At 69.9% G+C, this 16235-nt stretch carries 15 protein-coding genes and 1 pseudogene; 5 read left to right on the plus strand and 11 right to left on the minus strand.

Annotated features, from left to right (window positions below; genetic code table 11):
- Positions 1-120 precede the first annotated feature (120 nt).
- Positions 121-324 (plus strand): annotated as a pseudogene (locus tag RI211_RS16995) (hypothetical protein); the annotation flags it as partial.
- Between the two features lie 209 nt (positions 325-533).
- Positions 534-1001, plus strand: a complete 468-nt coding sequence (locus RI211_RS08555; RefSeq protein ID WP_187661475.1) for a hypothetical protein — start codon at positions 534-536, stop codon at positions 999-1001.
- A 15-nt stretch (positions 1002-1016) separates the two neighbouring features.
- Here RI211_RS08555 and RI211_RS08560 read toward each other — a convergent pair whose 3' ends face one another.
- Entirely contained in the window at positions 1017-1805 is a 789-nt protein-coding gene (locus tag RI211_RS08560) for a peptidoglycan recognition protein family protein (protein ID WP_187661476.1), read from the minus strand.
- Positions 1802-2185, minus strand: coding sequence for a hypothetical protein (locus RI211_RS08565; RefSeq protein ID WP_315714013.1), 384 nt, complete (start codon positions 2183-2185; stop codon positions 1802-1804). The genes RI211_RS08560 and RI211_RS08565 overlap by 4 nt, the downstream gene beginning before the upstream one ends.
- Position 2186: 1 nt before the next feature.
- Between RI211_RS08565 and RI211_RS08570 the strand changes: the two genes are divergently transcribed.
- Positions 2187-3557: a hypothetical protein gene (locus RI211_RS08570; protein ID WP_315714014.1), complete on the plus strand. Its 1371-nt coding sequence runs from the start codon at positions 2187-2189 to the stop codon at positions 3555-3557.
- Between the two features lie 29 nt (positions 3558-3586).
- On the opposite strand, the gene RI211_RS08575 is transcribed toward RI211_RS08570, so the two are convergent.
- Together RI211_RS08575 and RI211_RS08580 are read right to left on the minus strand one after the other, a co-directional pair.
- Complete coding sequence (locus RI211_RS08575; protein ID WP_232089020.1) at positions 3587-4117, minus strand: GNAT family N-acetyltransferase; 531 nt, start codon at positions 4115-4117, stop codon at positions 3587-3589.
- A gap of 47 nt (positions 4118-4164) precedes the next feature.
- Positions 4165-4305, minus strand: coding sequence for a hypothetical protein (locus RI211_RS08580; RefSeq protein WP_315636871.1), 141 nt, complete (start codon positions 4303-4305; stop codon positions 4165-4167).
- 123 nt (positions 4306-4428) lie between these two features.
- Here RI211_RS08580 and RI211_RS08585 point away from each other — a divergent pair, with 123 nt between their 5' ends.
- Together RI211_RS08585 and RI211_RS08590 are read left to right on the plus strand one after the other, a co-directional pair.
- Positions 4429-5754: an MFS transporter gene (locus tag RI211_RS08585; protein ID WP_315636870.1), complete on the plus strand. Its 1326-nt coding sequence runs from the start codon at positions 4429-4431 to the stop codon at positions 5752-5754.
- 18 nt (positions 5755-5772) lie between these two features.
- Positions 5773-6954, plus strand: coding sequence for a DUF4232 domain-containing protein (locus RI211_RS08590; RefSeq protein ID WP_315636869.1), 1182 nt, complete (start codon positions 5773-5775; stop codon positions 6952-6954).
- 15 nt (positions 6955-6969) lie between these two features.
- Here the strand turns inward: RI211_RS08590 and RI211_RS08595 are convergent, their stop codons facing one another.
- From RI211_RS08595 to polA, 7 genes are read right to left on the minus strand one after another with little or no spacing between them, the layout of a single operon-like run.
- A complete protein-coding gene (locus RI211_RS08595; RefSeq protein WP_315636868.1) occupies positions 6970-7782 on the minus strand; it encodes an arginase family protein in 813 nt (270 codons plus the stop codon).
- Positions 7783-7834: 52 nt separating this feature from the next.
- Positions 7835-8581 (minus strand): formylglycine-generating enzyme family protein, encoded by a 747-nt coding sequence (locus RI211_RS08600; RefSeq protein WP_315636867.1) that lies wholly within the window; start codon positions 8579-8581, stop codon positions 7835-7837.
- Between the two features lie 19 nt (positions 8582-8600).
- Positions 8601-9356 carry an SGNH/GDSL hydrolase family protein gene (locus RI211_RS08605; protein WP_101845740.1) on the minus strand — a complete coding sequence of 252 codons (756 nt, stop codon included), beginning with the start codon at positions 9354-9356 and terminating at the stop codon, positions 8601-8603.
- A gap of 28 nt (positions 9357-9384) precedes the next feature.
- Positions 9385-10737 (minus strand): MFS transporter, encoded by a 1353-nt coding sequence (locus RI211_RS08610; protein WP_315636866.1) that lies wholly within the window; start codon positions 10735-10737, stop codon positions 9385-9387.
- Positions 10738-10788: 51 nt separating this feature from the next.
- Positions 10789-11823 carry an LLM class flavin-dependent oxidoreductase gene (locus RI211_RS08615; protein ID WP_062634549.1) on the minus strand — a complete coding sequence of 345 codons (1035 nt, stop codon included), beginning with the start codon at positions 11821-11823 and terminating at the stop codon, positions 10789-10791.
- Positions 11824-11878: 55 nt separating this feature from the next.
- Positions 11879-13555 (minus strand): DUF885 domain-containing protein, encoded by a 1677-nt coding sequence (locus RI211_RS08620; RefSeq protein WP_315636865.1) that lies wholly within the window; start codon positions 13553-13555, stop codon positions 11879-11881.
- Positions 13556-13594: 39 nt separating this feature from the next.
- Positions 13595-16228 (minus strand): DNA polymerase I, encoded by a 2634-nt coding sequence (polA, locus tag RI211_RS08625; protein WP_315636864.1) that lies wholly within the window; start codon positions 16226-16228, stop codon positions 13595-13597.
- Between the last annotated feature and the right edge of the window lie 7 nt (positions 16229-16235).

The raw sequence follows: 16235 nt of genomic DNA on the forward strand, positions 1-16235 counted from the left end.
TTAACCGTTCTGACGCTGCTATGGATATTGCTGGGAACAGCGGTAGCTGTTGGGCGCGCGGGCATCCCCGCGGCTCCAGTCGGCCCTGAGACCCCGCCAGGCCCGCGGGTCGTTGCCGCCATCCTCGGACGCCTGGAAGACGTGGGGCTCGGCTACCTGTCACTCGGCCAGCCGTTGTCGACCCTGTCGGGCGGTGAACGGCAGCGCTGTGGGGCCCGGCGCCGGACACGGCGGCCACATCCGGTCCTGGGAACGCCCGCCGAGCTCGTCGCTGACGGGTCGACGCTGACGGGCGAACATCTCGCGGCCTACGTCAACGCATGATCGAGGGCCGCGGTGACGGCTTTCCTACCCTCTCTCGTCCCGCCAGATCCCGGATATGGATTATCCGATAATGCACATTATGTCAGCTTGAGGAAAGTGACCCTCTCCTGAGTCGCCGGCCGCGGTGACACGGGTGGATGCTGCATGATGGGCCTGTGCCCACCCGTCCATCCCCTCGGAATCGCGGCCGCGTCGGTGCGCTCGCGTTCTTGACCGCATTCACGCTCTCGTTGGCGGCGTGCGGGACGTCGGACTACAGCCTGACGGAGGCCGATGCGTACGGGACATGGCGGGCGGGAAGCGACCTGCCGACGACGCTCGAGCTCGCTGAGGACGGTACCTTCCAGGCGACTGCGTGGCCACGGGATGTGGGGTGCGGTGGGAGTCCGCCGCGCACCGCGGTGGAGCTGCGCGGGGCAGATGCCGTTGACTTCTCCGGGACCTGGGAAGAGGGTTCAGGCGGCGCTCTGAATGAGATCACGCTGGCCACGGATCCGGATTCACCGTGCGGGACGACCTGGATCTACGCCGGTTTCCGAAGCGAAGACAGCGTCCTCTATACCTGCATGCTCCTGGATGTGCACGTCGACGAGGCGACGGCGGCAAACTGGTTCATCCTCTACAAGGGTGAGCCGGAGTCGACGCCGGACTCGAGTCGGTGCTTCAACTACAACTAGCCCGCTCCCGTGCCGTCACCGTGACTCCCTCCGGATCTCCTCCGCCCGCGCCACGATGTCATCCACTCGCGATTGGAGGAACGGACCGGGACACTCCGTTCCCGACCATGTCTCCTGGTGGGTGATGACGTGCTCTCGGTCGATCCGGAAGCGCACCGGAACGCCGTCCAGGGTCCGGCCGTCGAAGCCTGCGAGCCACGCGATCATCTGCGCGATCTCCTCCACCTGCGCGGTGGTCACCGTGTACTCCGGGGCTCCGGTGAAATCCAGCGTCTCCACCGCCACGGACCGCCAGTTCCAGTCCGCGCCGGTGGACGACGGCTTCGCTCCCGGGCGGATGGTCTCGATGACCGATCCGTCGTGTCGCAGATAGAAGGTGGGAGCCGATGATCTCCGGTTGCAGCGGGAGAAGAACTCCAACTGGTCGGAAGTCGTGCCGGTGTGGTGGATGATGAAGCGGTCGATGACAGGGCTCACGGTTCGGCGATCACTCCCCGCGATGCTGCGGTCGGCGCGAACCGTGGGATCGGCACAGTCCTCGAAACCGAGCGGTACCTCGAGACCCGTGACCGCGCGGTCGTAGACCGGCTCATACTCGGGCAACCCTCGGGGATTGTCCGGGCGGCGTCCGGTGTCGTCTGCCTCTCCCCCGGAGTTCGCGGAGAGCCAGATGCCGACGCCGGTCACCGCGACGCCGGTTCCGGCAGCGATGAGGAATCCCCGCCGCGTCTGCGTCGGGACGTGCTCATCGGCGTCCCGTGCTCCCGGGTCCTCCGGATGCTGACCCTCCCCGCGTGTGCTCACGCGGCCTGGTCGTCGTCTCGGGGTGCTCGGGACTCTCGCGGCCGGCGTCGCCCTGGCCAGACGAAATGCGCGACCGAGAAGGCGAGGACCGTCCACGAGATGACGAACGCCCACCATGGGGACGCCGCTCCCCCGCTTCCGCCCGCCAGCACGACCGACACGATGCAGGCGCCGAGTCCGACGACGACCCCGAGGACGGTGATCTCGCCATGGGCGAGCCACCGCGCGCGCAGCGCCGAGACGAGGCGAAGGGGCAGGCCGACCACCAGGGCGGTGATCATCGACACGACGGACAGCACGACGGCCATGATGCTCGCCCCGATGAAGGACGTCACCCCGTCGTACTCATCCGCAGCACCGAGTGCGAGGAAGAAAGCCACGATGAACAGGAAAAAGCCACCGACGAAGAACTGGCCGAGGATGAGCGAGGCGGTCGATTCATCCGCTCCTCGAAAGCCCCCGCGTTTCCGCAGGTCTGCAGGGACACGGCGAGGGGAGGTCATATCGCGATCCTACGAGGTGCACGCCTTCGCTGGGAGCGCACTCGCGCTACTCTCATCCTCAGGGACAGGCACATTTGGGCCGCGGCTGGATCGATGGGGCCTGATCCTCCGCCTGCAGTCTGGGGAGAGGTGGGGCGAGCGGATGGGCGCTGGCGATGAGAAGGGCGAAGGGCTGCTGACGCCCATCGTGGTGGGCGTGGCGCTGGCGATGTTCAGCGCAGCGGTGGCGGTGGCTTCGACATTCCTGATCGCGGATCCTCGAATCGGCGTTCTGGCGGCAATGACGCTGTCTTTCGGATGCGTCGGAGCGGCGGCCGGCCTCCTGCTCACCGGGCGAAGGACCTGGGGCGACCCCTCGTGGCCTCCAGGCACGGAGCCGAAGCCCTGGACGGCCCGCCGCTCCCGTCGGGTCGTCTTGCTCTACGGAGTCTTCCTTCTCCTCATCTCCGTGGGTGGGGTTGTCACACTGGCGGGGACGGATCAGAACGAGACCGACGACCCGCTGCGCGGATGGGTGCTGTCCACCGTGTTCGGTGTGGTGGGCATGACGCTGATCATCAGAGGAGTGCGGCGGCAGCCTCAACCGGTGCACTCGTCCGATCGCCCGGAGAGCGAGCCGAACGTCGACGTGCAGGAGTGGATGCCGTTGGGGCCCTCTCGTTCGCGGGCTCTCTTCCCCTGGTGGGCTCTTCACGTCTTCTCCGGACAGCCGCTTCTCCTTGCGATGATGATCGGCGCGTTCCTCATCCCCGTGGCGGCGGGACCGCTCGGCGCATGGACGTGGCCGCTCGGGGCTGTGCTGCTGGCGGTCGTGGCGATCATCGTCAGCGCCGTCGTGCGGCGACGTTCGCGACCGCCGCGCATCTCACGCGACGCCACCCGTCTGCTCGTCGGCACGAAGGAGATCCCGACCGCGACCATCACGACGGCCATGGTTATCGCGCACCCCTGGGAGCCGGACGCCACAGCCCGGAGTATCGCGGTCGTCCTCACGGCATCGGATGACTCGCGAGCAGTGGTGGGCTTGCGAGAACGAGGGCTCCTCGTGTTGACCGATGAGCAGACGGAAGTCCTCATCGCGGCGATCGAGCGAACCCACATCGATCTCCCCCGCGACAAAGACGATCCGCGGGGAAGGTTCTCACGGATGCTGTACCCCAACCATCTGACGAAATCGGATGCCCTTCACCTCGTGCAGGAGCCCCCGGGTGACGGTGAGGCGCTGCCGGTGGGGTCCTCAGTCACGTGAGGCAGAGCGCCGGCTCGGAGCCCGCCCTCTCACTCGGCGAAGAGAGTCCTGACGGTCAGGATGTTTCGACCGTGGGCGGAGGACGGGCGTTCCCGTCCGGACTCGACGAAGCCGAGCTTCTCGAGCACCCGCCGGGACGGGAGGTTCCATTCCCAGACGCCGGCCCAGACGCGGTCGAAGCCCGCCCCGTCTGCCCATGCAAGGACGGCTTGAGCAGCTTCGGTGGCATGCCCCCGGTTGTGCTCGGCGCGCAGCAGCTCGAACGCGAGCTCCGGTTCGGTGGCCACCCCCTCGCCGCCGTAGACGAGACCGCAGTACCCGATCGGATCCCCGGTGTCGATGCGTTCCACGGTGAGCAGCGACGACTCCTCGGCATCGCGGATATGCGCTCGGATGTCGTCCAGATCGGGGCGGCCGTCCGCGTCGAGCCGCCGGTGCGCGGGGACCCGTTCGTCGCGTTCGGTCCACAGGTGGCGGAACACGACCGCGTCCTCGATCGCCTGCCTGCGCAGGCGGAGGCGCGAGGTGTCCATCTCCGGGATGCGGGGCACGTGGCTCATCCTCGCAGTCTGGCACTCCTCCGCCCCCGCGCTATGATCTGCAGCGCCTAGTGGGAGGACCAGACGCCGAGCTCGTTGCCGCTCGGGTCGGAGGCGCCGGCCACCGGGGAACGCATACGGCTGCTGCAGGATCCGGCCGCCAGCGACTCGCGCACACTGTCGGCGAGCCACTCACCGTACATTTCCATGCCACAGGCCGTGGCCGAGGAGATCGTCCGGTTCGCCGCACCCGCGTGAGGGCGACGATTCCGCGAAAAGTTCGCTCCAACCGCTGTGCGTGCCCGCGCTCCACGCAGGAGTAGCGTGGAAGGGTGCCTCAGGTCTCCCACTCCCCCGTCTCCACGCCGGGGTGGCGGGCCTGGGCGATCTGGTCCGTCGGCGTCGCGGCCTACGTGCTCGCCATCACCAACCGCACGTCTCTGGGTGCCGTCGGTGTCGAGGCCGCCGACCGCTTCCAGGCGGACGCCTCGACGCTCGCACTGTTCGCCGTCGTGCAGCTCGCGGTGTACGGCGGGATGCAGATCCCGGTCGGCGTCCTCCTCGATCGCTACGGCTCCCGCCCGATCATCACGGCCGGGATGCTGCTCATGGCGGCCGGACAGCTCACCATGGCCCTCTCCCCCAGCATCGGCATCGCGATCGTCGCGCGTGTCCTCCTCGGAGCCGGCGACGCCGCCGTCTTCCCCGCCGTGCTGCGACTGGTGGCCACATGGTTCCCCGCGCAGCGCGGCCCGGTCATGGTCCAGTTCACCGGGATCATCGGGCAGGCCGGTCAGCTGATCGCCCTGGTGCCGGTCGCCGCCCTGCTGCACGCCACCACCTGGTCGATCACCTTCGGCAGCATCGCCGGTCTCGGCCTGCTCTTCACGATCCTCGTGTGGCTCATCGTGCGCAACAACCCCGCCGAGAGCGGTCCGGACGTGTCGGTGAACACGGACACCGGAGTCGTGCGTGTCGTGACGTCGGCGATCGACACGGGCGTCGGCATCCGGGCGGCCTGGGCACATCCCGGCACACGGCTCGCGTTCTGGTCGCACTTCACCACACCGTTCGCCGGCACGGTGTTCGTGCTGCTGTGGGGCATGCCGTTCCTCACGGCCGGCGAGGGCCTGACCACCTCCCACGCGGCGGGGATCATATCGATCTACGTGGTCGCGGGCATGATCCTCGGCCCGATCATCGGCGATCTCTCCCGCCGCCTGCCGAACCACCGCTCGCTCGCCCTCGTCCTCCCCGCGGTCGGCGTGCAGATGGCGGCCTGGATCGCGGTCATCGCCCTCCCCGGCCCCGCCCCGGACTGGCTGCTCTGGGTCCTGGCGGTCGCTCTGGCGACCGGCGGCCCCGCGTCGATGATCGCCTTCGACCACGCCCGCACGCACAACCCCGTGCATCGCCTCAGCACGGCCACCGGCGTGACGAACGCGGGCGGCTTCATCGCTGCCCTGATCGCCGTGTTCGTGATCGGTCTCCTCCTCGACGCCCAGGGCGCCGGCACCCCGGACACCTACACGCTCGACGCGTTCCGTGTCGCGTTCCTCACCCTGATCCCGCTCTGGGTCCTCGGAGTCGTGTTCATCCTGATCGAACGCAAGCGGACGCGGATCCGCATGGGGCTGGATCCCGACCGGCGTCGCTGAGCGCCCCTAGGATGAGGCATGGCCTCCGCTCCCCCGTCGACCGCCGCCCTCCCGAGCGCCCGAGACGGTCGCACGAGGCCGCCGTCGACGGCGGGGCTGCTCGCCGGGCTGCTCCTCGGCGCACTGTGGATCGTCTCCGGCGCCATCGCCCGACTGACCGGTTCCGACATCGTGCTGACGCGAGTGCTGAGCTTCGTCGGTATCGGCCCGCTGCAGAGTCACGCCTGGCTGCTCCCCGGCGCGTGGGGCGTCCCGGTGCTGGCCATGACGGCGGCCGTCCTGTGCAGCGTCGTCTGGGTCGTGGCACGCGGCGCGCAGGGCGTCGGCCGGGCTCCCGCGTTCCTCGTGCTCTGGTTCGGCGCCGTCCTCGCCGGTACGGCCGTCGGGCTGTGCGACGACGTCACCCGGGTGCTGTCCTTCCTCCCTCTCTCCGGCGTGCACGGTCTGACCGCGGCGGTCGTGGAGTCCGCTCCAGACACCGCCTACTGGGGACTCGCCTGGGGCTGGATCCCCGCCTGGGCGCTTTCGCGGAGAGCCTGCGGAGAACCCGCGCGGCGGTGGTCCCCGCGCCTCCTCGGTCTCGCTCTCGCGAGCGTGGTCGCACTCATCATCATCGGGAGCCTGGCCGATGCCGCGTGGCAGCGCCAGATCGTCGAGGAGAACGCCGCGCTGCAGGGCACCACTGACGAGTCCGGAGCCTTCGTCGATCCGGCGGCCGTGGGCGATCCGGTGCCGGAGCGGGCCCCGGGGGCGTCAACACCGCAGCTCCCCGCGGACGCCTGCACCCCCGACCGGGCCATGCTGCTACTCGGAACCGCCGACGGGGCCACGGGGCACCGTGCCCAGAGCATCCGTCTGATGAACGTCAGCGAGGAGCCGTGCGTGGTCGAGGGGTATCCCGACATCGCGTTCGCGGATCAGAACGGCCATGCGCTCGACGTCGAGGTGCGGCCCGGTTCGTCCTTCCTGGCGACCGACCCCGGCTCCGCGCCCGTCACCGTGCCGCCCCAGGGCGAGGCGACCGCGGTGATTGGATGGGACGCCGATGCCACGGACGGCGCTCTCGTGGCACGTGCGCTACACGCCGCCCTGCTCCCTGGGTATGACCGCGGCTCGTGGCCGGTCGAGCTCGACATCGTGTCGGGCTCCGAGGTCGAGATCACCGCGTGGCACCTCGGCGCCGCACCCGCCACGCCGTGACGGCACTCCGCGCCGTCAGCGCAGGAGGTGCTGGACGGTCTCCACGATCAACTCGACGCTGACGCGCTCGGGCACCTCGGCGTCGCCCGCCTCGAACTCGGCGAGTTCCACGCCGCGGACGTCCGCCGACGGGATCGCGGCGAACAGCGCGGCCACCTGGTGCGGCAGCAGACCGTCGCCGACGCGATAGGCCGCAGGGATGTAGCCCGGCTCCAAGACGTCCCAGTCGACATGGATCCACACCGGTCGCCCGGCGATGAGCGCGCTGAGCCGCTCCGGGGTGCTCTCCGCGGGACTGAGGACGGTCACTCCTGCACCGGCGAGCAGCTCCCCCTCGGCGGGATCGATGTCGCGACCGCCCACGACGATGACCTGCTTGGGGTCGATGCCCGCCCCGTGGCCGCTGTCCCACAGCCCGCAGGCGGCGGCGAGGACCATGCCGCCGAGGTAGCCGGAGTCGGTGGTGTCGGGCGTGTGGAAGTCGCCGTGCGCGTCGATCCACAGCACCACTGCGTCGGGGTGGTGCTCGGCGACACTCGGCAGCGTTCCGAGGCTCGCCGCACAGGTGTTCGTCACGAGGAGCGGCGTCGCATCCGCGGCGATCGCCTCCTGCACCGCGTCACGCAGGCCCGTGAGCGTCTCCGCAGCTTCGGGCAGCGCGACCGACCAGTCGTCCATCCGGCCCGGCTCCGGGGTACCGACCACGACGGGCTCCCGCTGCAGGAGCGCGGACAGCGCGTCGGCGACGCGGCGTGCCCCGACGAGGGCTCCGTCCGTGCGGTCGGCGACGCGACCCTGGTTGAGGATGAGCGCGAACGGCGTGGTCATCCCTTCAGTCTCCCACCGCGCAGAGTGGGCGACCAAAACCGCCCGGCGCGGGCTACCGTCGGCGCGGGGTCCAGCCCGAGGGCAGACCGCCGTCGACGAAGGCCCGCTCCCGGTCCGCGGCCGCCGACCAGCCCTGCGCCACCTCCTCGGTGTCGAAGGCGCCCCGAGCAACCCGGAAACCGACGTCCTCATGGTGCATGCGCGGCGCTCCCCCGCGGCGAACGGACGCGCGCACGCTCCAGGCGTCGTCGGCGAATCCTCCGCCGCGAAAGACCCGATAGTCGTCGTACCGCGCGGGGTCGAGGAGATCCCAGCACCATTCCCACACGTTGCCGAGCGTGTCGAAGAGCCCGTTCAGGTTCGGGAGCTTCCCGCCCACGTCCTGCGGCGTGCCCACTCCGTCGGCCGCGGTCCAGGCGGCCTCGGCCAGCGGCGCATAGTGCGGCCCGGTGGAGCCTGCTCGGCAGGCGTACTCCCACTCGGCCTCGGTCGGAAGGCGGTAGCCGTCCGCCGTGGTGTCCCAGGCCACGTCCTCACCCTCGAAGTGGTACACGGGGTCGAGTCCCTCCCACTCCGAGGCGGCGTTGCAGAAGTGGATGGCCCGCAGCCAGCTCACGTCGGCGACCGGGCGACGAGGATGCCGTGATGGTGTGCCCAGGACTTCGGTGACCTGTTCCTCCGTCACCGGGAAGGCAGCGAGGGAGAACGGCTCGAGTTCGACGGTCCGGCGGGTGCGGCGCCGGGCGTCGTGCAGCGTGACAGTCCCGGCGGGGAGACGGACGAGTTCGATGTCGCTCATCCGCGGGGCGTGGCGCCGCTCATGCCGGGGTCCGCTCGACCCAGGTCGGATACTTCGCTGCGCGGCCGTCCCCGGATGAGGTCCTCGTCACGCGCCGTCGCACCCACGGGCCGACGAACTCCCGGTAGTACGCCAGGCCCCCGGGCCCTGCGGTCCAGCGGTCGAGCGGCGCCCACCAGGCTGCCGGCGGCTCGAAGCCGAGCCCGTGCAGCACGCGGGCCGCGACGCGGTGGTGGCCCGCCGCGTTCATGTGCAGCCGGTCCTCCGACCAGTACGCGGGTTTCGACAGCTCCGTGTCCGGCCAGTTGAGGGCACGGATGACGTCGGGCCGGTCCTCGATGCGCCGCAGGACCGCCTCGGAGAGCAGATCGCCGCGGCGTTGCACGAGCGATCCCATCGGAAGCTGCCCGCTGGGGTTGGCACCGGAGAGCAGGATCATCGTCACACCCTCCTCGTCGCACCGCCGCAGCACCCGGCTGAACGCGTCGGCGATGTGCTCGACGTCCGTCCGCGGCCGCAGCATGTCGTTGCCCCCGCCGTTGAACGACAGGTGCGTGGGGCGCAGGGCCAACGCGGGCTCGAGCTGCTCCTCGACGATCGGCCACGCCAGCTTCCCCCGGATCGCGAGGTTCGCGTACTGGATGGGGTGCCCCGCGGCATCCGCCCATCCCTGCGCGGCGATGTCGGCCCAGCCGCGCTCGCGCCCATCGGGGAGCACATCGCCCACGCCTTCGGTGAAGGAGTCGCCTATCGCGACGAAACGTACATCAGCCACGCGCCCAGCCTATTCCCGGTCCCGGACGTCACCGGTCGTCCAGCGCCACTCCGCTCCGATCGACGAGACCCCAGGCCGCCGCGGCGGCGACGAGGAAGCAGGCCGCGAACACGACGAACAGCAGGGGGGCGCCGCCGGCACCGAGGAGGACGGGAACGGCGAGGGGCGCCACGATGGAGGCGATGCGGCCCACCCCGGCGGCCCAGCCGGCCCCCGTGCCGCGCAGCGAGGTCGGGTAGATCTCCGGCGTCACCGCGTACAGCGCGCCCCACGCACCGAGGGTGAAGAACGACAGGGCCATGCCTGCGCCGATGATCATCGGCACGGTCGTGGCGGTGCCGAAGACCACGGCCGAGGCGGTCGCCCCCAGCAGGAAGACCGAAAGCGTGACCCGGCGGCCCCACACTTCTATGAGCCAGGCGGCCACGGCATAGCCCGGGAGTTGCGCGAGCGTGATGATGAGGGTGAAGCCGAACGAGCGGACGAGGTCGAATCCCGCGTCGACGAGGATGCTCGGGATCCAGATGAACGCCCCGTAGTAGGCGAAGTTGACGGCAAGCCACACCAGCCAGAGGCAGGCGGTCCGCATCCGGAACTCGACGCTCCAGAGCGCAGCGAGCCGGGCCCGCGCCGTCATCGCGATCGCCCGCGACGCCGGCTCCTTCCGGATCTGCGGGGTGTGCTCGACACCGGCATCGGCCTCGAACGCGGCGACGGCGCGGTCGGCTTCCGCGATTCGTCCGCGGGACGCCAGCCAGCGCGGCGACTCGGGCAGACCCCACCGCACGACGAGCGCGTAGACCGCCGGGATCGCGCCGAGCGCGAAGGCCCACCGCCACCCCGACTCGGAGGCAGGGATCACGAAGAACCCGATCAGGGCCGATGCCGTCCAGCCGACGGCCCAGAAGGCTTCGAGGATGACGATCAGCCGTCCCCGGATGCGCGCGGGCGCGAACTCGCTCACGTAGGTCGAGGCGACCGGCAGCTCCGCTCCCAGGCCGAGGCCGACGAAGAACCGCAGCACGAGCAGCGCCGCCACTGATCCGACCAGCGCACTCGCTCCGGTGGCCACGCCGTAGATGAGCAGCGTGAGGGCGAACACCTGCCGGCGGCCGAAGCGGTCAGCGAGAAGACCGCCGAGGGTCGCGCCGACCGCCATGCCGACGAAGCCGAGCGAGGCGATCCAGCCGGCCTCCCCCTTCGTGAGATCCCACTGCTGTGAGAGCGCCGCGATGATGAAGGAGATGAGTCCGACGTCCATCGCGTCGAGCGCCCAGCCGACGCCGGAGCCCGTGAGCAGGCGCAGGTGCCGGCGGGTGAACGGGAGGACGTCGAGGCGCTCGGCGAGCGAGGTGCGGCTCGGCAGGGCGGTATCGGCCATGATTCTCATCGTAGGGCCGCCCGTCCCGCCGAGCCGCGAGATGACACCCGCTCAGTCGCGGTCGGCGAGGAGCTTCCGCACCCGAGGGATCACCTCGGTGCCGTACAGCTCGATGCTGCGCATCATCGACTCGTGCGACAGGGTGCCGGTCGCGTACTTGAGGTCGAAGCGGCCGAGCCCGAGGGTCGTGATCGTGTCGGCGATCTTCGCCGCGACGCGCTCCGGCGAACCGGCATAGAGCGAGCCCTCCGGACCGATGTCGTTCTGAAAGCGCGCGCGGCTGTAAGGCGGCCAGCCGCGCTCGCGACCGATGGTGTTGTTCATCGCCTCGAAGCCCGGGTAGGCCTCGTCCCACGCCTCCGCGTCGGTGGGCGCGATGTGACCGGGTGAGTGCACGGCCACCGGGTGGGCGGTCGTCCCGAAGGAGGCGACCGAACGGTGGTAGAGGTCGACGAACGGCTTGAACCGTCCGGCCGGGCCGCCGATGATCGCCAGCATCAGGCCGAGACCGTGACGCGCGACACGCACGACGGACTCCGGGCTGCCACCCACGCCGACCCACGTGCGCAGGCCCTTCTCGGTCTTCGGGAAGACGTCCGCGTTGTCGAGAGACGGCCGCAGCGAGCCGGACCACGTGACGGGCTCTTCCTTGAGGAGCTCGACGAACAGCTCGAGCTTCTCCTCGAAGAGCCGGTCGTAGTCGCGCAGGTCGTAGCCGAACAGCGGGAAGGACTCGATGAACGAACCGCGCCCGAGGACGACCTCCGCCCGGCCGCCGGACAGGGCGTCGAGGGTCGAGAAGCGTTCGAACACACGCACCGGGTCGTCCGAGGACAGCACGGTCACGGCGGTGCCCAGCCGGATGCGCTCGGTGCGCGCCGCGATCGCCGCGAGCACCATCTCCGGGGACGAGACCGCGAACTCGCGCCGGTGGTGCTCCCCCACCCCGAAGAAGTCGACGCCGACGGTGTCGGCCAGCTCCGCCTGCGCGACGACGTTCCGGATGGTCTGCGCGCCGCTGAGCAGCTCGCCGTCCTGGTCCCGGGTGATGTCGCCGAACGTGTCCAGCCCGAATTCGATGTCCATGTCACACCTTCCTATTCAGGTGAATGGAACACGCGGACTCGGGCCGGCATTCCCGTCACCGAGGGAGCAGCGCGCTGCGCAGCGTGTCGAGTCCGACGCCGCCGAGATCGAGGGCGCGCTTGTGGAAGCCCTTGAAGCTGAACGCGTCGCCCTCCGCCTGCTGCACGGCGTCGCGGACCTGCTCCCAGATGCGCTGTCCGACCTTGTACGACGGAGCCTGACCCGGCCAGCCGAGGTACCGGTTGACCTCGAACTGCACGAACTGGTCCGACATGTTCACGTTGCGGCGGAGGAAGTCGAGCGCGTACTCGGCATCCCAGACGCCCTCGCCCTCGAGTCGGGGCTTGCCGAGGTGCACGCCGATGTCGAGGACCACGCGCGCCGCCCGCATCCGCTGCCCATCCAGCATGCCGAGGCGATCCGCCGGGTCATCGAGGTAACCGAGCTGCTCCATCAGTCGCTCCGCATACAGCGCCCAGCCCTCCGCGTGGCCGGACGTTCCGGCGAGCAGTCGTCGCCACGAGTTCAGCTCGGCGCGGTTGTAGACGGCCTGGGCGATCTGCAGGTGATGCCCCGGCACACCCTCGTGGTACACGGTGGTGAGCTCGCGCCACGTGTCGAACTCGGTGACGCCCTCGGGGACCGACCACCACATGCGACCGGGGCGCGAGAAGTCGTCGGTGGGACCGGTGTAGTAGATCCCGCCCTCCTGCGTCGGCGCGATCATGCACTCCAGCGTGCGGATCGCCTCCGGGATGTCGAAGTGCGAGGCACCCAGCTCGGCGACCGCGCGATCGCTGGTCTCCTGCATCCACCGCTGGAGCGCCTCGGTGCCGACGAGCTTGCGGGCGGGGTCCGACTCCAGATGCGCGACGGCCTCCTCGACGGAGGCTCCGGGAAGGATCTCGTTCGCGATCGCCGTCTGCTCGGCCACCATGCGGGCGAGCTCTTCTCGGCCCCACTCGTAGGTCTCGTCGAGGTCGATGGTCGCGCCGAGGAAACGCCGGGAGTTGAGGGCGTAGAGCTCGCGCCCCACGGCGTCCGTCTCACCGGCTTCGGGTGCCAGTTCCTCGGCCAGGAAGCGCCGCAGCTCGCCGTAGGCGACCCGCGCAGCCGCGGAGTTGTCCGCCAGCGTGCGGGCGAGCGAGGCGGGAAGCTGACCCTCCTCGGGATCGGCGTGCGCGACGAACGCCGCGAAGAAGCCGTCGTCGGCGATGTAGCGGTCGATCTGCGTCGCGACCTCCGCGACCTGGCGACGGGCGGGAGTGACCCCCTCGGCGATGCCCAGACGGAGCGTCTCGATGTACCCGCGCAGCGCCGCCGGCACGGCGGAGAGTCGGGTGGAGACGACCTCCCAGTCCTCGACCGTCGCGGTGGGCATCAGGTCGAAGGCGGAGCGGACGTCCTGCGCGGCGGATGCGATGACGTTCAGATCACGCAGGTGCCACTTCGCGTCGTGCAACTCGAGGTCGAGGCGCAGCTCGGCGCTGAGGTCGGTCTTGGTGACCTCGTCGATCGCGTCGACCGGCTCCAGCGCGGCCAGCTTGTCCAGTGTGGCCCGCGTCGCCGCGGCGATCTCCTCGTGACCTTCCGGACTCAGGTCGCCGAATCGGTCGTTGACCTCGGAGCGGCCAATGTACGTGCCCAGAGTCGGCGCCAGCACGGCGATCGTGTCGACCCATTCATCGGCGACCCTGTCGATGGCGGAGGGGGTGCGGGGTGCGGAAGTCATGCCTTCCAGCCTAATCCCCGCCCCCTCCGGCCACCGGGATCAGTGCGCGGCTTCGTTCCAGTCCCGACCGCGGCCGACCTGCACGTCGAGCGGCACGGAGAGCTGCGCGGCGTCACCCATCCGCGTGCGGACGATCTGCTCCACCGCGTCCCACTCCCCCGCAGCGACCTCGACGACGAGTTCATCGTGGATCTGCAGCAGCACCCGCGACTCCAGCTTCGCGGCGTGGAGGTCGTCGTGGATGTGGAACAGCGCGATCTTCATGATGTCGGCCGCGCTGCCCTGGATCGGGGCGTTGAGCGCGGCCCGCTCGGCGTTCTCGCGCAGCACGCGGTTGGGGCTCGCGAGATCGGGGAACGGCCGCCGACGTCCGAAGATCGTCTCGGTGTAGCCGACCTCCTTGGCCTTCATCACCGAGGCCCGCAGGTAGTCGCGGACCGCACCGAACCGTGCGAAGTACTCCACCATGAGCTGCTTGGCCTCCGACTGCTCGATGCGCAGCTGCTTGGACAGCCCGAACGCGGAGAGCCCGTAGACGAGGCCGTACGACATCGCCTTCACCTTGGTGCGCATCGCCGGCGTGACCTCGGACGGATCGACGCCGAACACGCGGGCGCCGACGAAACGGTGCAGGTCTTCGCCGCTGTTGAAGGCCTCGATCAACCCCTCATCACCCGAGAGGTGCGCCATGATCCGCATCTCGATCTGCGAGTAGTCGGCGGTGAGCAGGGTCTCGTACCCCTCGCCGACCTCGAAGGCGCTGCGGATGCGCCGCGACTCCTCGGTGCGGACCGGGATGTTCTGGAGGTTCGGGTCGGTGCTGGACAGGCGCCCGGTCTGACTGCCGGTCTGCACATAGGTCGTGTGCACCCGATTGTCCTCGCGGATCGCGGTGTCGAGGGACTCGATGATCTGCCGCAGCTTCGTCGCCTCTCGGTGCTGCAGCAGCAGGCTCAGGAAGGGGTGCGGGTGCGACTCCTGGAGGTCGGCGAGCACCGCGGCATCGGTCGAGTACCCGGTCTTCGTCTTGCGCGTCTTCGGAAGCTGCAGGTCTTCGAACAGCACCTCCTGGAGCTGCTTCGGCGACCCGAGGTTGAACTCGCGGCCGACGACCGAGAACGCCTCCTGGGCCAGCGCATCCGCGCGTGTCGCGAGCTCGGCCGAGAACGTCGACAGAACCTCGTGCGAGACGGCGACGCCGGCGAGCTCCATGTCGGCGAGGGTGCGGAGCGTCGGCAGCTCGATGTCGCGGAGCACGGCGTCGACCGGCTCGGGCAGATCGTTTCGCAGGGCCTCGGCCACGCGGAGGATGAACCACGCCTCCTGCGACGGGGTGGCACCCTCGGTCTCCGGCACGAGCTGCGACGGATCGGCCTCGGGGAGCTTCTCCCCCAGGTAGCGCTGGACGAGGTCGGACAGCGTCTTGTCGGGGAAGCTCGGACGCAGCAGCCAGCCCGCGAGGCTCGTGTCGTAGGCGAGCCCGCCGAGACGGATCCCGTGACGGAGCAACGCCTTCACCTGCGGCTTGGCGTCGTGCAGCACCTTCGGCGCGTCGGACTCCAGCCACGGGCGCAGCGCCGCGGCCGCCTCCTCCGACCAGTCGAGCTCGCGCAGCTCGGTCCCGGTGGCGACGCCGACGCGCACGGGTGCGCCGGACTGCACCACGACCCGGAGAGCGATATCTCCGCTCTGAGCCGCGGCCCAGGTTGCCAGATCGGCGGCGGACACCTGTGCCGGCGTCGGCATCTCGACGACGGAGGCCGGGTCGTCGGCCACCTCGCCCGCACCGACGGCCTCGAAGACCCGCGGCAGCAGCGTGCGGAACTCGAGTCGGGCGAAGATGTCGCGGACGGCCTCGGCATCGATCGGGGCGACCGCGAGATCGGCCGGTGCCACCGGCAGCTCCACGTCGGTCAGCAGGCGGTTGAGCTTGCGGTTGCGGCGGACGTCTTCGATGTGATCGCGGAGGTTGCCGCCGACCACGCCCTTGATCTCGCCGGCACGCTCGAGCAGCTCGTCGAGGGAGCCGAACTGCGTGAGCCACTTGACGGCCGTCTTCTCCCCCACCTTCGGCACACCGGGGAGGTTGTCGCTGGTCTCACCGACGAGGGCGGCGATGTCGGGGTACTGCTCGGGACGGACGCCGTAGCGCTCCTGCACCGTGGTCGGGTCGTAGCGCTTGAGCTGCGAGACACCCTGCACGGACGGATACAGCAGCGTGACGTCGTCGGTGACGAGCTGGATGGTGTCGCGGTCTCCGGAGACCACGAGCACGTCGTAGCCCTGGGCCGCCCCCTGAGTGGAGAGGGTGGCCAGGATGTCGTCGGCCTCGATGCCCTCCTGCGTCAGCACCGGGATAGACATCGCGGCGAGGCAGTCCTGCAGCAGCGGGATCTGGCCCTTGAACTCCTGCGGCGTCTCGGATCGGGTGGCCTTGTACTCCGGGTACTCGTCGGTGCGGAACGAGTGGCGGGAGGTGTCGAACGCGATCGCGAGGTGGGTGGGCTGCTCGGCCTTGATGAGGTTGACCAGCATGGACAGGAACCCGTAGATGGCGTTCGTGTGCTGGTTGTCCTTGGTGGTGAAGTTGTCCACCGGGAGGGCGAAGAAGGCCCGGTAGGCGAGCGAGTGGCCGTCGACGACCATGAGGGTAGGCTTTGCGGAGTCCGTCACCCTGTCA

The sequence above is a fragment of the Microbacterium meiriae genome (assembly GCF_032364335.1).
Classification (GTDB): domain Bacteria; phylum Actinomycetota; class Actinomycetes; order Actinomycetales; family Microbacteriaceae; genus Microbacterium; species Microbacterium meiriae.

Bases quoted from the DNA above. Each gene is read 5' to 3' on its own strand.
- RI211_RS08570 (WP_315714014.1), top strand. From the start codon at position 2,187: ATGAACAGGAAAAAGCCACCGACGAAGAACTGGCCGAGGATGAGCGAG.
- RI211_RS08575 (WP_232089020.1), bottom strand. From the start codon at position 4,117: ATGAGCCACGTGCCCCGCATCCCGGAGATGGACACCTCGCGCCTCCGC.
- RI211_RS08580 (WP_315636871.1), bottom strand. From the start codon at position 4,305: ATGGAAATGTACGGTGAGTGGCTCGCCGACAGTGTGCGCGAGTCGCTG.
- RI211_RS08590 (WP_315636869.1), top strand. From the start codon at position 5,773: ATGGCCTCCGCTCCCCCGTCGACCGCCGCCCTCCCGAGCGCCCGAGAC.
- RI211_RS08595 (WP_315636868.1), bottom strand. From the start codon at position 7,782: ATGACCACGCCGTTCGCGCTCATCCTCAACCAGGGTCGCGTCGCCGAC.
- RI211_RS08600 (WP_315636867.1), bottom strand. From the start codon at position 8,581: ATGAGCGACATCGAACTCGTCCGTCTCCCCGCCGGGACTGTCACGCTG.
- RI211_RS08610 (WP_315636866.1), bottom strand. From the start codon at position 10,737: ATGGCCGATACCGCCCTGCCGAGCCGCACCTCGCTCGCCGAGCGCCTC.
- RI211_RS08615 (WP_062634549.1), bottom strand. From the start codon at position 11,823: ATGGACATCGAATTCGGGCTGGACACGTTCGGCGACATCACCCGGGAC.
- RI211_RS08620 (WP_315636865.1), bottom strand. From the start codon at position 13,555: ATGACTTCCGCACCCCGCACCCCCTCCGCCATCGACAGGGTCGCCGAT.